The 15278-nt window shown below is 66.9% G+C and carries 15 protein-coding genes; 7 read left to right on the top strand and 8 right to left on the bottom strand.

The features are described 5' to 3' along the window. The first annotated feature begins 32 nt into the window (after positions 1-32). The 4 genes from VN634_07975 (at position 33) to VN634_07960 (ending at position 4642) form a co-directional block, all read left to right on the top strand. Positions 33-1403, top strand: a complete 1371-nt coding sequence (locus VN634_07975; protein ID HXC50804.1) for an aminotransferase — start codon at positions 33-35, stop codon at positions 1401-1403. 83 nt (positions 1404-1486) lie between these two features. Continuing rightward, positions 1487-2602: an ABC transporter ATP-binding protein gene (locus VN634_07970; GenBank protein HXC50803.1), complete on the top strand. Its 1116-nt coding sequence runs from the start codon at positions 1487-1489 to the stop codon at positions 2600-2602. Beyond that, positions 2599-3516 carry a VOC family protein gene (locus VN634_07965; protein ID HXC50802.1) on the top strand — a complete coding sequence of 306 codons (918 nt, stop codon included), beginning with the start codon at positions 2599-2601 and terminating at the stop codon, positions 3514-3516. Before VN634_07970 ends, VN634_07965 begins: the two co-directional genes overlap by 4 nt. 52 nt (positions 3517-3568) lie before the next feature. Beyond that, positions 3569-4642 (top strand): isocitrate/isopropylmalate family dehydrogenase, encoded by a 1074-nt coding sequence (locus VN634_07960; GenBank protein HXC50801.1) that lies wholly within the window; start codon positions 3569-3571, stop codon positions 4640-4642. Between the two features lie 69 nt (positions 4643-4711). Here the strand turns inward: VN634_07960 and VN634_07955 are convergent, their stop codons facing one another. Next, positions 4712-6691: a hypothetical protein gene (locus VN634_07955; GenBank protein HXC50800.1), complete on the bottom strand. Its 1980-nt coding sequence runs from the start codon at positions 6689-6691 to the stop codon at positions 4712-4714. 5 nt (positions 6692-6696) lie between these two features. After that, positions 6697-7470: an SDR family NAD(P)-dependent oxidoreductase gene (locus VN634_07950; protein ID HXC50799.1), complete on the bottom strand. Its 774-nt coding sequence runs from the start codon at positions 7468-7470 to the stop codon at positions 6697-6699. Positions 7471-7629: 159 nt separating this feature from the next. Here VN634_07950 and VN634_07945 point away from each other — a divergent pair, with 159 nt between their 5' ends. Beyond that, on the top strand, positions 7630-9141 hold the full coding sequence (locus VN634_07945; protein HXC50798.1) for a mechanosensitive ion channel family protein: 1512 nt from the start codon (positions 7630-7632) through the stop codon (positions 9139-9141). A 101-nt stretch (positions 9142-9242) separates the two neighbouring features. On the opposite strand, the gene VN634_07940 is transcribed toward VN634_07945, so the two are convergent. Further along, positions 9243-9962 carry a hypothetical protein gene (locus tag VN634_07940; GenBank protein ID HXC50797.1) on the bottom strand — a complete coding sequence of 240 codons (720 nt, stop codon included), beginning with the start codon at positions 9960-9962 and terminating at the stop codon, positions 9243-9245. Between the two features lie 3 nt (positions 9963-9965). Continuing rightward, a complete protein-coding gene (locus VN634_07935; GenBank protein HXC50796.1) occupies positions 9966-10856 on the bottom strand; it encodes an alpha/beta hydrolase in 891 nt (296 codons plus the stop codon). A 172-nt stretch (positions 10857-11028) separates the two neighbouring features. Between VN634_07935 and VN634_07930 the strand changes: the two genes are divergently transcribed. Then, positions 11029-11823 carry an SDR family oxidoreductase gene (locus VN634_07930; GenBank protein HXC50795.1) on the top strand — a complete coding sequence of 265 codons (795 nt, stop codon included), beginning with the start codon at positions 11029-11031 and terminating at the stop codon, positions 11821-11823. A gap of 24 nt (positions 11824-11847) precedes the next feature. Continuing rightward, positions 11848-12930 (top strand): MBL fold metallo-hydrolase, encoded by a 1083-nt coding sequence (locus tag VN634_07925; GenBank protein HXC50794.1) that lies wholly within the window; start codon positions 11848-11850, stop codon positions 12928-12930. A 9-nt stretch (positions 12931-12939) separates the two neighbouring features. Here the strand turns inward: VN634_07925 and VN634_07920 are convergent, their stop codons facing one another. From VN634_07920 to VN634_07905, 4 genes are read right to left on the bottom strand one after another with little or no spacing between them, the layout of a single operon-like run. Continuing rightward, positions 12940-13494 carry a hypothetical protein gene (locus VN634_07920; protein HXC50793.1) on the bottom strand — a complete coding sequence of 185 codons (555 nt, stop codon included), beginning with the start codon at positions 13492-13494 and terminating at the stop codon, positions 12940-12942. Between the two features lie 7 nt (positions 13495-13501). Further along, positions 13502-14044, bottom strand: coding sequence for a methylamine dehydrogenase light chain (locus VN634_07915; GenBank protein HXC50792.1), 543 nt, complete (start codon positions 14042-14044; stop codon positions 13502-13504). Between the two features lie 2 nt (positions 14045-14046). After that, the gene (gene mauD / locus VN634_07910; GenBank protein ID HXC50791.1) at positions 14047-14712 is read right to left on the bottom strand and encodes a methylamine dehydrogenase accessory protein MauD; all 666 of its coding nucleotides are present in this window, start codon (positions 14710-14712) and stop codon (positions 14047-14049) included. Continuing rightward, complete coding sequence (locus tag VN634_07905; protein HXC50790.1) at positions 14709-15272, bottom strand: MauE/DoxX family redox-associated membrane protein; 564 nt, start codon at positions 15270-15272, stop codon at positions 14709-14711. The genes mauD and VN634_07905 overlap by 4 nt, the downstream gene beginning before the upstream one ends. Positions 15273-15278 lie beyond the last annotated feature (6 nt).

Raw genomic sequence — 15278 nt, 5'->3', positions numbered from 1 at the left:
CTGCCCGGAAGTCGTTATGCTCTAAACCACCCATGGAAGCTGGACATCCAGAAAAACTTCGCGGGATCGACGACGCTCGCCTCGCGGAGCTGCGCCGCACGGACGCGGCTCATCTTCTGCATCCGTTCACCGACCACAACGACCTGCATCGCGGCGGCACTCACGTGATCCAGGCCGCATCGGGTTGCCACATAGTCGACGAGACCGGACAGCGGCTGCTCGACGGTCTGGCGGGCCTCTGGTGCGTCAACGCCGGATACGGCCGCCGCGAGATCGCGGACGCGGTGCACCGGCAGATCCTCGATCTCAGCTTCTATCCGTCGTTTTTCAACTCGACGACGGAGCCGACGATCCTGCTCGCCGAGAAGCTCGCGGAGCATCTTCCGAACGGGCTCGGCAGGGTTTTCTTTTCGAACTCGGGGTCGGAAGCCAACGAGTCCGCGCTCAAGCTCGTGCGGGCGTACAACAAGACGCTCGGGCGGCCGCACAAGACGAAGATCCTCACGCGCACGTTTTCGTACCACGGCGTCTGCATCGCGACGACGAGCATGACCGGACTTGCGAGCTGCCAGGACCCGTTCGACCTTCCACTTCCCGGGTTCCTGCAGGTTCCCGGGCCGCATGCGTATGGCGTACAGAGCCCGCTCTCCGCGGCGGACTACGCTGCGCAGTGCATCGCCGAAACCGAAAAGACGATTCTTGCCGAAGGCGCGGACACGATCGCCGCGCTGTTTGCCGAGCCGATCCAGGGCGCCGGCGGCGTCATCGTTCCGCCGCCCGGCCATCTGCGCGAGCTTCGCGAGCTGTGTCGCAAGCACGACATCCTGTTCGTCGCCGACGAAGTCATCACCGGCTTCGGGCGCCTCGGCGGATGGTTCGCGTCCGGGCTGTGGTCGCTCGAGCCCGACATGATCACGATGGCCAAGGGAATCACGAGCGGCTACGTGCCGCTCGGTGCAACTGCGGTCAGCGACGAGATCTGCGGCGTGCTGTCGCCGGCCGGCTATCTCGCGCACGGCTTCACGTACAGCGGCCATCCGGTTGCGGCCACGGCTGCGCTCGCGAACATCGCGATTCTCGAAGACGAGCATCTCGTCGAACGCGTCGCGACGGATATCGGACCGTACTTCCAGAAAAGGCTGTTCGCGCTCGCCGGCCATCACGCTACCGGCGAGGTGCGCGGCGACGGGCTCATCGGTGCGATCGAGCTGGTGTCGAAGGACGCCGGCGCAGCGCCGAATACGCTCGGCGTCAAGGCGGCAGGCTTCGCGCGCGAAGGCGGCGTGATCGTGCGCGGGATCCGCGACCTCATCGCGATGGCGCCGCCTCTCGTGATCACGAGGGCGGAGATCGATTTTCTGTTCGACGCCGTCGAACGCACGCTCGACCGCATCGCCGCGTAATCGGGGACAGACACCGATTTCCGGAAATCGGTGTCTGTCCCCGATTGTTGCGGGCCGGCACTGCTTCTGCCACAAGCGCCGCGTTGCCATCGCCGAGCTCCAGCGTCCCCGTCATCACGCTCGAGAACGTTCACAAGAAATTCGGAACGTTTGTCGCGGTCGAATCCGCGAGCCTGGAGATCCGTCGCGGTGAGTTCTTCTCGCTGCTCGGTCCGTCCGGTTGCGGCAAGACGACGCTGCTGCGGCTGATCGCGGGGTTCGAGGATGCCACCAGCGGTCGCGTGCTTCTCGACGGCGCCGACGTCTCGAAAGTCCCGCCGTATCGCCGCAACGTGAACACGGTATTCCAGCAGTACGCGCTGTTTCCCCATCTCGATGTCTTCGACAACGTCGCGTTCGGCCCGCGCACGCGCCGCGTGCCCGAAGCCGAAACCAAAAAGCGCGTGATCGAGATGCTCGAGGTCGTGCGGCTCGGGGATTTTGCGCGCCGGCGCCCCGACCAGCTCTCCGGCGGACAGCGCCAGCGCGTCGCGCTCGCGCGCGCGCTCGTCAATCTGCCGAGCGCGCTGCTGCTCGATGAGCCGCTGTCGGCGCTCGACCTCAAGCTTCGCCAGGCGATGCAGCTCGAGCTCAAGCGCATCCAGCGCGAGATCGGCATCACGTTCATCTTCGTCACGCACGACCAGGAAGAGGCGCTGACGATGTCGGACCGCACCGCCGTCATGAGCAACGGGCGCATCGAGCAGGTCGGCACGCCCGAAGAGATTTATCTGAGCCCCGCGACCGTATTCGTCGCCGGCTTCATCGGTGCGGCCAATCTGATTCCGGTGCGTATCGTCTCCGGCAACGACGGCAGCGCCGAAGTGGAATTCGCCGGCGGTCGTCGAGCCAGCGTGCCGTGCAGCTACGGCGCCGGCGGTGGCCAGAGCGGCGTCGTCATGGTGCGTCCCGAGCGTGTCCGGGTAACGGCAAATCCGCCGTCCGGCGAAACCGGTCACTGCGTCGTTCCGGTAACCGTGCGCGACGTGATCTTTCAGGGCCCGGTGCTTCGCTGCCTGATGCGCGACGACGAGGACGACGACGTGATCGCGAACATCGACCAGTCCGAACGTCCTCATGGGCTCGAGCCTGGCGCGCGGCTGTGGGCCGTATGGGATCCGTCGGCCGCGCGGCTGCTTGCGTCGAAGGATCCTGCGTGACGGCCGCGTCGCCCGCTCTGACCGCGCTCGATCACGTGATCATCGCCGTCCGTGATCTCGGCGCCGCCGCCGAAGACTACCGCACGATCCTCGGGCTCGAGCCGTCGTGGCGCGGCACGCATCCGCAGTGGGGATCGGCCAACGTTCTGTTCCGTCTCGAGAACTCTTACGTCGAGCTGCTGTCGCCGTCGGGCGAAGGGATGCTGGGTACCATGCTGCGCGCGTGGCTCGACGAGCACGGCGACGGTGCGATCGGCCTCGTGTTCGCGACCGACGACATCGACGCGTGCCGCAATGCGCTTCTCGAGCGCGGCCTCGCGCCGGGCCCCGTCGAAGCCGGACGCGGCGTCGATTCGAATTCCGGACGCGAGCGCGCGTGGCGCCGGGCCGGCCTGCCGCTCGATCGAACGCGTGGCGTTCTCCTTTTCCCGATCCAGCATGATTCGCCGCCGGACGCCTTGCCGATGGCGGGTGCGACCGGAGATCCGGCGGCGTGCGTGCACGCGATCGATCATGCGGTCGTCCAGACGACCGACGCCGATGCCGCGCGGCGGCTGTACGGCGACGGGCTCGGACTTCGCCTCGCGGTAGACAAGAAGTTTCCGGACTGGGGCGTGCACCTGATGTTCTTCCGCATCGCGGGAGTCACCGTCGAGGTCGCAGCCGCGCTTGCCGGCACCGACGCCGCGGCCTCGCTTCCCGGCGGGCATGCGGCGGATGCCGCGGACCGCGTCTACGGCATGTCGTATCGCGTGCGCAGCATCGAGGCTGCGCGCGAACGCCTGTCGGCCGCGGGCGTCGATGTCTCCGAAGTCCGCACCGGACGGCGCCCCGGCACGCGCGTGATCACCGTGCGTTCGCGAACGTGCGGAGTTCCGACACTGATGATCGAGCTCGAAGCGGGTGACAGATGACGCTGCCCGTTCGCCGAACGAAATCCGACGCTTCGCCTCTGAGGAGTTTCTGATGTCCAGCACGACAATCGTGGTACTCGACGGCGACCAGACCGGCCAGGAGCTGCTTGCCGAATCGCTTCGCGTGCTCGATCCGGCGGTAACGCGCGTTCCGCTCCTTTTCGAGCACTTCGACCTGTCGCTCGAAAGCCGGCGTGCAACCCGCAATCAGGTCGTGCTCGACGCGGCCGCGCGACTTCGCGAGTGCGGCTTCGGCATCAAGGCTGCGACCATCACGCCGGAAAAAGCCGGCGACGCCGGCAGCCCCAACGCGATCCTGCGCGAAGCAATCGATGGCAAGGTGATCCTGCGCGTCGGGCGAAGGCTTCCGAACGTGCGGCCGGTCGCCGGCGTCTATTCGCCGATCGCCGTCGTGCGCATGGCGGTCGACGACGCGTACGGCGCCAAGGAATGGCGCGAAGGCAGCGGCCTCGACGAAATCGCGTACCGCACCGAAAAGATCACGCGCGGCACCTGTCATGCCGTTGCCGAGTTCGCGTTCCGCTATGCCGAACGCACGCGCGCGAAAGTTTTCGGCGGCCCCAAGTTCACGGTCAGTCCGACGTACGAAGGGATGCTCAAGGAGGAGCTCGATGCTGCGGCGCTGCGGCATCCCGGCGTGCCGTATGAGCCGCAGCTGATCGATGCGACGTATGCGCTGCTGCTCGTCAAGGCCGGCGAAGCGCTGGTGATCCCTGCGCTCAACCGCGACGGCGACTGTCTGAGCGACCTCGTGCTGCAGATGTTCGGGTCGATCGCCGGCAGCGAGTCGATGATTCTCGCGTTCGACGAAGGCTTCAACGTGAAGACCGTCGTCGCCGAGGCGCCGCACGGCACGGCGCCGGGCCTTTTCGGAAAGAACGTGGCCAATCCGCTCGCGATGATCCTCGCCGGCGCGGGGCTGCTGACGTACGTCGGGACGCCCGAGGCCGAGCGCGCATCGCGGGCAATCTACGAATCCGCTCTCGAAGCGATCTACGACGGCGTCGCAACCGCCGACCTCGGCCACCACACCGGCACCACCGAGTTCACCGACGAGGTGATCGGGCGCGTCTCCAAGAAGCTCGAGGTCTGGGGCTCGCTGTAGCAGCGCCGCGCAAAGCAAAACGCCGGCCCGCACGGAAAGGCGGATTGTCCCGGATCGTCAGGCAAGCGCCTACGGCCCGCGATACCAGAATATGTAGAGCACGAGGCCGCCGAGGCCGGCGACGTTAATGTACGCGAGATAGCGAAGCCGACCGAGATTGCGGCACAGGATCTCGAAGCCGAGCGCCGCAAACACTCCGGCGCACGGAACCAGCGACAGCGCCCAGTGCGATTTGAGCGTCGAGTACCAGGGGTGCTCGAGCGTGAACATCAGCGTCGATGCCACCGTGAGCAGCGTCGTCAGGACCAGCACGAAGTACGGATGATCCCAGTCCTCGCGGATGAGCCGGCGGATTGCCGCGAAGAAGCCGGTTGCGATCGCGACGGTCGGCAGCAGCGCGAGCCAGAGCCCGATCGACGACAGCATCTGCAGCTGCGGCGCGTCGCGGCTCACGAAGACGTTGTGGCTGTCGGACCACATCGATCCGTACATCCCGTCCCAGAAGCTCGTCATGCGCGTGAACGGCGGCTCCTGCCAGAACACGGCGCCGAACCGCGAATAGAACGCCGCCGTGCGGTATCCGGGAGGCTGCACGATGCGGAAGCCGCTGCGCACGTCCCATGCGCCCATGAACGGCGTGCCGAACTTGCGGATGTTGTGCGCGTAGAGCCAGCCCGACATCGAGAGCGCAATCGCCGCAACCACCACGGCCCATCCGAGATGGACGAAGCGCGCGCGAAACGCGCCGCGACCGCTGCCGCGATCCGCACGCGCCGCGCCGGTCAGCAGCCGGAAGCCGGCGAGCGCAAGCACCGCCGCCGTGACGAACGCTCCGGTGTACTTCGACAGCAGCGAGAGCCCGCACGCGACTCCGAGAAAGACCGCGTCACGCCACAGCGTCCTCGACCGCGCCGACGAGTACGCTGCCAGAGCCATCGTCGAGCTGATCACCAGTGCCGCCATCGCCTCGTTCGTGACCTGCGGTGCAATGTAGAACGTCATCGGAACCATGGCCGCGACGGCAAACCCGATCACGCGCGCCCGCGGATTGTCCGGATGCAGGATCGCGAGCATCCACCAGGCCGGCAGCAGCAGTGCGAGCGCCGTCAGCGCCGTGAACAGCTGGATCGTCCGCAGCGCCGCGGGCGTCGCTCCGAGCGCGTTGTAGAGCGCGGCGCCGAGCGCGTAGTACAGCGGCGGCTGCGACATCTCCCAGCCCTGGCTCGCGTCGGGAACCTCCCAGCGCTCGGCGACGAACTGGATGTATTCGGCATGCTGCTTTGAATCGAAGCCGCCTTCGGTCGGATAACGGCTGGCATTGTGGAAGTGGATCGCGGCGATCACGCCGAGCATCGCCGCGCAGAACGCAAGGTCCCACCGCCCGGCCGGCCGACGCCGGACGGGCTCGTCGTCTTTCCCGCGCCGCCACGGCTTCCAGCTCGCCGGAACGAGCGCGTATGCGACGAACAGCAGGTACGCGGCGAGCGCCGCCCGCCACATCGGATAGTCGGGCGACGCGCGCAGTGCGTTCGGTTTCGGCCGCATAAAATCCTCGCCGTGATCGGCGATCGCAGCCTCGCGCTCTTTTGTGTTCTCGGGCGCCTGGTCGACGACCCATCGCTCGCTCGTGCGGATGTTCTCGGGGCCTTCCACGAGCAGCGCCGGCGGCGACTCCGGATTGGTCACGGCGATGCGGATCTCGTTGGCTCCCGTTCGGAGCGCGGGACCGAGATCGTAGTGGACCGCGTCCTTCCAGTTGGCCGCGCTTGCCTTCGCCAGCGCCTGGCCGTTGACGGTGACTTCTGCGATCCGCATCGCGCGGATCTCGACCGGACACGGACCCGCTGCGTCGGCGAGCTCGAAGCGGTTCGTGAACGTCGCGCGCGTGTAACCCGGCAGCGGATCGGGAGGCACGATCCAGCTGCCGCGCGCCGACGGCGCAAGGAACTGAACGTCCGGTGCGGCCAGCGCACGATAAAAGAAGTTGCCGATGACCGCGGCCACCAGCAGGCAGAAACAGGCAAGAAAGGCTCTCTGGTCGAGCCTCACGTCCGTTACATTCCGACCGGAACCGGTGCTCCCGCCGTCATGCCGCCGTCGATCGGAATCGCCGCACCGGTGATGAACGACGCGTCGTCACTGGCAAGGAACGTGACCAGCTTGGCGACTTCGTGCGGCTCGCCGAGGCGGCCGAGCGGATGCACGCGCTGCGCGAACGATTCGACGGTGAACTGTCCCATGCTGCCATCGCCGAACGCGTCGGCCATCGGCGTGCGGATGATGCCCGGGCACACCGCATTGACGCGGATCCCGAGCGGCGCGGCTTCGAGCGCGCCGACTTTGGTCAGCAGCACCACGCCGCCTTTGGCCGCGTTGTAACTGGAAAGTCCCGGCGCTCCGATCAGTCCGGCCACCGAGGCCGTGTTGACGATCGATCCGCGGCACGGGCCTTCATTGTTCGCCATCGCGCGGATCGCGGACTGCAGGCAGTAGTAGACGCCGTTCAGGTCGACATCCATGACGCGCCGGTGCTCGGCGAGGTCCATGGCTGCAATCGGTGCGTGGCGCTCGATGCCGGCGTTGTTGAACAGCACGTCGATGCGCCCGTAATGCTCGACGGTCTTCTGCACCATCGCTTCGACGTCGTCCGAGTTGGTCACGTCCACGCGGATCGCGATCCCGCCGAGCTCGCGTGCGATCGCCGAGGCATCGTTGATGTCGGCGATCGCCAGCTTCGCGCCGGCCGCATGGAATTCCTTCGCCGTGGCCAGGCCGATGCCCGACGCGCCGCCGGTGATCAGTGCGATTTTTCCTTCGAGACGACACATGGGCGTACTCCTTCGAACGAGTCCTGTGCGCGCGGCCGGCGCGCCGGGACGATGCGGATGGCCATTGGAGGTCCGCGAGGGGTAGACCGGTGTCGGCGCGCAAGCAAGAATGCCGGGCCGCGCCGGTCTCGCGCGCGAGCACGAACCCCGGGAACGAAGGTGGAGCTGATTTTCCTCGAACGCCTCCTGATGGCGCCGCTGCTTGCCCTCGCCGCCGCCGCGCTCGTCGGCGTGCTGCGCGGCTTCGGATCGGTCCGGCGGCTGCGGATGTGGGCCGTGCTGACAGGGCTGCTGACCGGAGCGTACATCGCCGTCTGGGGCTCCGGCATTCCGTACGAATCGGCGCTCCTGCAGGCGCTGTTCGCGCTGTTCGTGCTGACCGGTACCGCGACGCTGCTGCGGCTCGTCGACCTCATCTTCTGGGACTGGTTCCTCAGCACGAGGCGTCAGGTTTCCGTGCCGCGGCTCGCCGTCGATCTGTTCAAGCTGATCGCGATCGTCGGCGTCATCATCGCGATCCTCAAATACGACTACGGAATGGAGCTGAGCGGGCTGCTGGTGACCTCGACGGTCGTCTCGGCGGTCATCGGCCTCGCGATCCAGGACATGCTCGCCAACGTCGCGGCGGGTCTCGGAGTACAGATCGAGAAGCCCTTTTCGGTCGGCGACTGGCTGCTGATCGGAACGCACGAAGGCATCGTCACGCAGCTCAACTGGCGCACGCTGACGTTGCTCACCCGCGACCGCCACGAGGTGCTGGTCCCGAACTCGACCGTTTCCAAGACCGAGGTCGTCAACTTCTCCAGGCCGACGAGGCTGCAGCGTACGCACGCGACGATCGGCATCGCGTACAGGCATCCTCCGGGAATCGTCAAGGCCGCGCTCGCGCGGGCAGCGCAGTCCTGTCCGGAAGTTGCGGCCGATCCGCCGGTCGAGATCCTCGTCAAATCCTTCGACGACTTCGCGATCACGTACGACGTGCGGTTCTGGATCACGGATTTCTCGCGCCTGCTGCAGATCACCGACGACGTCTACTCACGCTGCTGGTACGAGCTGCAGCGCGCCAACATCTCGATCCCGTTCCCGACCCGCGACGTGACGATCCGCACTGCCTCCGACGAGCAGGAGATGCAGGCCGCCGATCAGCGCCGCCGCGAGATCTTCTCGGTGCTGCGGCCGCTGCAGGTGTTCGAGCCGCTCAGCGACGAGCAGATCCAGACCCTGGTCGGAGCCGCCGCGCTTCAGCGCTTCATGCAGGGCGAGATGCTCGTCCGCCAGGGCGACCGCGGTGAATCGCTGTTCGTGATCCGCTCGGGAAAGGTGCGCATCGACAAATCGCTCGACGGCGGCCACGCGACCACGATGGCGATGATGGGCGCAGGTGAATTCTTCGGCGAGATGAGCCTGCTGACCGGCGAGCCGCGAACCGCATCGATCATCGCCGAGGACGAAACCGAAGTCGTCATGGTCAGCAAGGAAGCGTTCGCACCGGTGCTGACGGCCGACACGGGAATCATCGTCGGCCTGTCGGCGGCGCTCGAAACCCGCGCGCGCAACACTGCCGAGCGCATCGCCGACCTGCCGCAGACGCCGGGCGGAATGAAAGCCCCGGCACCGACCGCACAGCTGCTGCGCAAGATCGGACGGTTCTTCGGGCTCGACGAGCAGTAGCGGATCGGATGGCCAGTAGCGGATCGGATGAGTCCAGTAGCGGATCGGCTGGCCGGTAGCAGGTAGACGGCGAGTAGCGGCTTACCGGAAGAGCCGCAGAATCACCGGCTGCGCAGGTGATACATCAGCGATCCGACCGAATAGTAGATCGGATAGAACAGCGACAACCACCCCAGCCATGGTGACGGGTGCGGCATCTGCACGATCAGCACCACCGACATCAATCCCCACAGCACGCCGAGCCAGATCGTTGCCGAGCGGCCGCCTTCCATGCGGCTCGGATAAAGCCAGCGCATCGGCACGAAGACCATCGTCACGAAGAAGACGAGGAAGAACAGGTTGACCCACGGACGCGTGCCGAGCACGACGTAGTAGAACACCAGCACGTTCCAGTACGACGGAAATCCCTGGAAGTAGTGCTCGACGAATCCCTTCGCGTCGGTGCGCGAGAATCCGTACGCGCTCGCGAGCAGCACCGACAACGCCAGCCATTCGTAACCGGCCGGCAGGATTCCCGGCTGCACCATGACGGCCACCGGCACGACGACGTACGTCAGGTAGTCGACGATGTTGTCAAGCAGGCTGCCGTCGATGTACGGCGCGACGTGCTTGACGCGGGCCTTGCGCGCAAGAGTTCCGTCGGTCGCATCGACGAGGAATGCGGCCGACAGCATCCAGAACGTGGTCGCGTAATCCTGGTGAAACGCCGCCGACAGCGCGGCAAATCCGAGCACGGCGCCGAACGCCGTGTATCCATGGACGGCAAGAGCGAACACGACGCGAACAAACGGAATGGGCGCTTCGGTTCGATCCACGCGCATGTCCTACGCCTCGGCGCGGTGCTCGGCAACGACGAGGCGTGCAACTTCGTCGGGCTTCTCCATCGGAACGAAGTGCGTCGTTTCCGGCACGGTCACGAGCCGACCGTTGCGCGCGACCTCCACGGCACGGCGCGCGCGTTCCTCATCGAACGTCGTGCTGCGCTCGCCTCGCACGAACAGCAGCGGAACGCCGGCCTCGGCAACCTTCGCAAAGCCATCGAAACCGGCCGCGGCCGAATAGACCTGCGCCTCGATGCGCGCGGGGCACAGCAGCTCGATCTCGCCGTCGGGCCGTTCGAACGTTCCCTCGTCGACGTACGCGTGCAGGGCTTCGTCGGTCCACGTGTCGTACGGCTCGCGCCCGCGATACGAGCGGAACAGCTCTTCGCGCGATCCCCAGACGACGCGGCGTGTGCGCGTGCGCGCGGCCATCGGATTTTCATCGATCTCGCGCATGAGACGTGCGAGCTCGGGATGAAAAAGCACCGGGTCGATCATCACCACGCGTCGCAGAAGGCCGGGCGCCGCAGCCGCAACGCCGGCGAGCGTCGTCGCTCCCGCCGAATGTCCGACCCCGAGCGCATTGCGGATGCCCATTGCGCGCAGCAACTCCACCGCATCGGTCAGGAAATGCTCCCACGAGTAGTCGTCGTCGGGTTTGGACGAAAGACCGTGGCCACGCTGATCGTACGTGACCAGCCGCGACGTCACTCCGAGCGCGCGCAGCCTTGCGAGAAGAGGCCTCCAGACGGCGCCGAGGAAACCGGTCGGATGCGCAAGAACGATCGCATCGTCGGTCGTATGCCCGCCCCAGTCCGTAACGTGAAGCATGAGCCTGCCGACGCGGATCCGCTGGTCGCGGCGCTCGGGAAACGGAGAAGAATCGGCTGCCATGGGCAGCGCGGCTTGTCGCACCTCCCGCGGTCGGTGCAACCAACGCCATAGGTGCTCGGTGCCACGGACCGCCACCGCAGCTCGATGCGGCCGGCCGTTGGCAACGTCGACCGCATGCGAATCGCGCGCGTCGCCGTGACAGCCTCGCGCTCGTCCGCTAAGGTTCGCCCGAGTGTCCGTCCCGTCCGTTTCCATCGATCAGCTCTTCGGTCTTTCCGGTCGCGTCGCGATCGTGACGGGCGCGTCTTCCGGCCTCGGCATCGAGTTCGCGGAAACGCTTGCCTGCGCCGGTGCCAGCGTCGCGCTGTTCGCGCGGCGCGCGGACCGTCTGGCCGCGGTCGAGCAGGATCTTCGCGAGCGATACGGCGTGAAAACCCTCGCCGTCGCCGTCGACATCACCGACCGTGCGGCACTCGCGGACGCGTTCGCTCGCGTCGAATCGTCGCTCGGTCCGGTCTGGGTGCTGGTCAACAACGCCGGGATCGCGCCCACGGGCCGCGCCGAAAAACAGTGGCCTGAGCAGTGGGACAACACGCTCGCGGTCAACGCGACCGCGACATTTCAGGCGAGCCTGCTTGCCGCCGCTCAGATGAAGCGGGCCGGCTCGGGCGGACGGATCATCAACATCACGTCGATCTTCGGCAGCCTCGGCAGCTCGCTGTTTCGCGTGGCGAGCTATGCGGCAAGCAAAGGCGCAGCCGAAAACCTGACGCGCCAGCTTGCAGTCGAGTGGGCCGCCGACCGCATCACCGTCAATGCGATTGCTCCCGCGTGGTTTCCGAGCGAGATGACGCACGAAAGCATCGTTCGCGAAAGCATCGAAGAGCGGATGGCCGCGGGCAATCCGATGGGCCGAATCGGTGCGGCGGGCGAGCTCCGCACCGCCTGCCTTTTCCTCGCGTCGCCGTCGTCCTCGTACGTGACCGGTGCTGTCGTGCCGGTCGATGGCGGATACACCGCCTGGTAGCGAATCTCAGGGGCCAGAAAAAACATGCGACGTCTCGTACAGATCCTCGTGGCACTCGTCTTTGTGGGCTTCGGCCTGTTCATGGCAGTGACACGCCTCGAGCCACTTCAGGACTGGCTCGTGCACCGCACGGCGCGCGGCATCCTGACCAAGCACCACGAGGAGCTGTTCAAGGACGACGCACTGCGCGTCGTGGCCTGCGGTACGAGCTCCCCGCTGTCCGATCACGACCGCGCGAGCGCGTGCGTCGCGGTGTTCGCCGGCGACCATTTCTATATCGTCGATACCGGCATGGGCTCGTGGAAGAACCTCGCGCTGTGGCGGGTTCCGCCCGAGAAGATCGGCGCCATCTTCTACACGCACTACCATTCCGACCACATCGCCGAGCTCGGCGAGTTCAACCTGCAGACGTGGGGCGCAGGACGCCCCGGGCCGCTTCGTGTGTTCGGTCCGACCGGCATCGACCGTCTCGTCAATGGCTTTACCGAAGCGTATGCGCTCGACGCCACGTATCGCACGGCGCACCACGGTCCGGTCGTGATGAATCCCGAAAAAGGCCGCATGCAGGCCATGCCGTTCGAGGTCGATCCGAACGATCCCAAAGGCACCGTCGTTCTGGAGGAGAACGGGCTCGTCGTGCGCGCGTTCCTCGTCGACCACACGCCGATCAAACCGGCCGTCGGCTATCGGTTCGATTACAAGGGGCGTTCGGTTGCCGTCAGCGGTGACACCGTTCCGTCCAAGTCACTGGTGGCGGCGGCGCAGGGCGCCGACGTGCTCTTCCACGAAGCGCAGGCGAACTTCCTGGTCTCGATCATCCGCGAAGAAGCCGTCGCGGCGGGATCCACGCAGTACTCAAAAATTCTCGGAGACATTCCGAGCTACCACACGTCGCCGGTCGATGCGGCAAAGATCGCGAACGAAGCGGGAGTCGGCCTGCTCGTGCTCTACCACCTGACGCCGCCGCCGCCGTCGCGCATTCTCGAGTGGATCTTCGTGCGCGGTGTTTCCGACGTGCGTCCGAGCGGCGTCGTGATGGCGCGCGACGGGCTGATGGTGACGCTGCCGGCCAATTCGAAGGAAATCGAAACCGGGCGCATCGAGTAGCGGACGTTCTCAGGGTTTCGCGGCAACCGGCACGGGCGACGGCGAGCGTGCAGCGCTGTCGCCGGTCGAACGGAACAGCGCAGCCCGCACCTCGGACGCATGCACGAGCGGATTCTTCCGCAGCGGCCCGACTTCCTCGGCGGTGAACGGCCGGAAGTCGGCCGGCAGATGCGCCGCATCGAAATACGCCATCAGCCAGTTCAGCAGCGCAGCGAGCGCAGCGTCGTCGAGCTGCGACTGCGCGACGCCGGGCACGCGCGCGATGTACTCGCGTCCGCCCGGCAGCGAGACGAGGCGCGCAACCGAACCCTTGAGCTCGGGCACCGAGCCTTCAAGGCCGACGCCTCCCGCCTGATGACAGCCCTGGCAATGCAGCGTGTAGTCGAGCGAAGGATCGCCGGTCGTCTTGGAGCCGATGTCGCTGTCCTGCGCGCGTGGAACGCGCCCCGGCGATGCGAAGCTGACGCCCTGTGCGAACGCCGCAGTGGACACGAACAGTGCGACGGTGATCAGCGCGGCAGCCGCCGCGCCGCGCGCGATCTGCAGTGCGCTCGGAACCCCCACCCGTCGCCTACGTCTTGGTTGCGACGCCGACGACGACCGAGACGCTGCAGTGCACGGCACGGCTTTCGGTGCCGAAGCACCACAGCAGGTCGTTGTTGCGGAACGTGTTGTAGACCGGCTGCTCGCCTTCGGTGCGGCTGCAGAGGCAGCGGCCGCACAGCGATTGCCCGCAGCAGTCGTTGTACGCGATGACGTATTCCTTGTGGTCGACCGGGTTGCGGCACGTGCCGAGCCACGTGATCGGAGACATCTCGGTTCCCGGCGGACACGTGTTGGCTGCGCCGCCGCAGCACGCGCACAGATAGCCGTGGATCGCGCAGTAACGCCAGTACTCGCACTGGGTCTGGTCGCCGGTTTCGTCCGGAGCCGGCGCGCGCGACTCCTCCGCCGCTTCGATGCGCGCGACCGGAAGCAGCGGCAGTGCCGCGCCGCCGACGAGCAGCGTTCCGACGCGCGCAAGAAAGCTGCGCCGCGAGCTGCGGCGGGCGATCTGCCGCGAGCCGTTCTCGAGCCACGCATCGAAGAGCTTCCACGGTTCGCGTGTCGCCATCGTCATGCCACCTTCACGCGCCGGTCGGGCGCGGTGCCGTGTCCGGCCTCGTGTTCGTGATGCGCCGGCAGAAGCCCTTCCTGCCGCGCAAATTCCTGGATCGATGCCACGCCGCGCTCGTCGGCCTCGACCAGGCTTTCGAGATGCTCGCGCGAATTGACGATGCCGTGGCTGCGCACGACACCGCGCGAGTCGACGAGCACCGCGTACGGAAGCTTCGCGATCTGCCAGGTCATCCCGAGCTGCGTCGAGAGCACGTACGCGAGGTCGGCGAGCTTTTCGCGCCGTGCGAACGCCTCGTGCTCGTCGGCCGCGCCGTCTCCGGCGATGAGCACGCGCACGCGCGCCGCTTCGGCCCTGGCGATCGAGCGCAGCGCCGGCAGCAGCGTCTTGCAGACGGGACAAGTCGGAGAAAGAAAGAATACGAGCGTCGAGCGGCCGTCGGCCGACGGCGCTCCGACCATTTCCGATTCGCCGCCGAGCGTGGTTGCGCGAACGACGGGAGCTTCCTCGCCGACCGTGACTCCGCGTCCGATCATCAGCGCACCGGCCGGAGCCACGCGCTCGTAGAGCACGCCGATCTGCCGGGTCAGCGCGAACACCACGCCGGCGAGCACGGCGACGAGGATCCACAGCAGCACGACGGAGACTGTCAACGCGACGATCACGCGGACCTCGCAGCGTTCGTCGAATCGCGGCGCCTTGCCAGCGCCACGCGCGGAGCGAGCGCGAGCATGCGTTCGCTCGCGGCCCAGCATGCGGCGAGCGCGGCGGTCGAACCGAGCACCGCGATGCCGTCGAGCAGCGTCAGCCCGCGCACGGATACCGGCGGAACGAGCACCGCCGCCGCCAGCACCAGTACGGCGTTGCGCGCGACCAGCGCCGCGCTGACGGGAACCGACGCGGCCGGTCCCATGCAGCCGCAATCGAGATCCAGCCGCCCGCGCCGCACGTTGATCGCGATTGCGAGCGCGTACGCGCCAAGCAGCACCATCGCGCCGGCGCCAGCCATCGAAAGTGCGATGCCGGTCGCAATCATTACCGCCAGCGCGAGCTCGAAAACCGGCATGGCGATCGACAGCACGCCCACTGCGGAAGCGGGCACGATCCGATAGCTGTCGACAGTCGATCGAAAGTGCGAGAGGTCGCGCAGCTTGTGCCGGGCTGCCGCCAGCAGCAGCAGCGCGAGCGACGAACGGACAACGAGCTGAAACGCAGGATCGATCACCGGTGC

The organism is Candidatus Limnocylindrales bacterium (assembly GCA_035571835.1).
In the GTDB taxonomy this organism is placed as follows: Bacteria; Desulfobacterota; Binatia; order UBA1149; family CAITLU01; genus DATNBU01.
This window is presented reverse-complemented; position numbering and strand designations above follow the sequence as displayed.

What these genes read in the sequence shown, in the direction of transcription:
- VN634_07975 (HXC50804.1), top strand. Translation starts at nt 33, where the DNA reads ATGGAAGCTGGACATCCAGAAAAACTTCGCGGGATCGACGACGCTCGC.
- VN634_07960 (HXC50801.1), top strand. Translation starts at nt 3,569, where the DNA reads ATGTCCAGCACGACAATCGTGGTACTCGACGGCGACCAGACCGGCCAG.
- VN634_07950 (HXC50799.1), bottom strand. Translation starts at nt 7,470, where the DNA reads ATGTGTCGTCTCGAAGGAAAAATCGCACTGATCACCGGCGGCGCGTCG.
- VN634_07940 (HXC50797.1), bottom strand. Translation starts at nt 9,962, where the DNA reads ATGCGCGTGGATCGAACCGAAGCGCCCATTCCGTTTGTTCGCGTCGTG.
- VN634_07935 (HXC50796.1), bottom strand. Translation starts at nt 10,856, where the DNA reads ATGGCAGCCGATTCTTCTCCGTTTCCCGAGCGCCGCGACCAGCGGATC.
- VN634_07925 (HXC50794.1), top strand. Translation starts at nt 11,848, where the DNA reads ATGCGACGTCTCGTACAGATCCTCGTGGCACTCGTCTTTGTGGGCTTC.
- VN634_07915 (HXC50792.1), bottom strand. Translation starts at nt 14,044, where the DNA reads ATGGCGACACGCGAACCGTGGAAGCTCTTCGATGCGTGGCTCGAGAAC.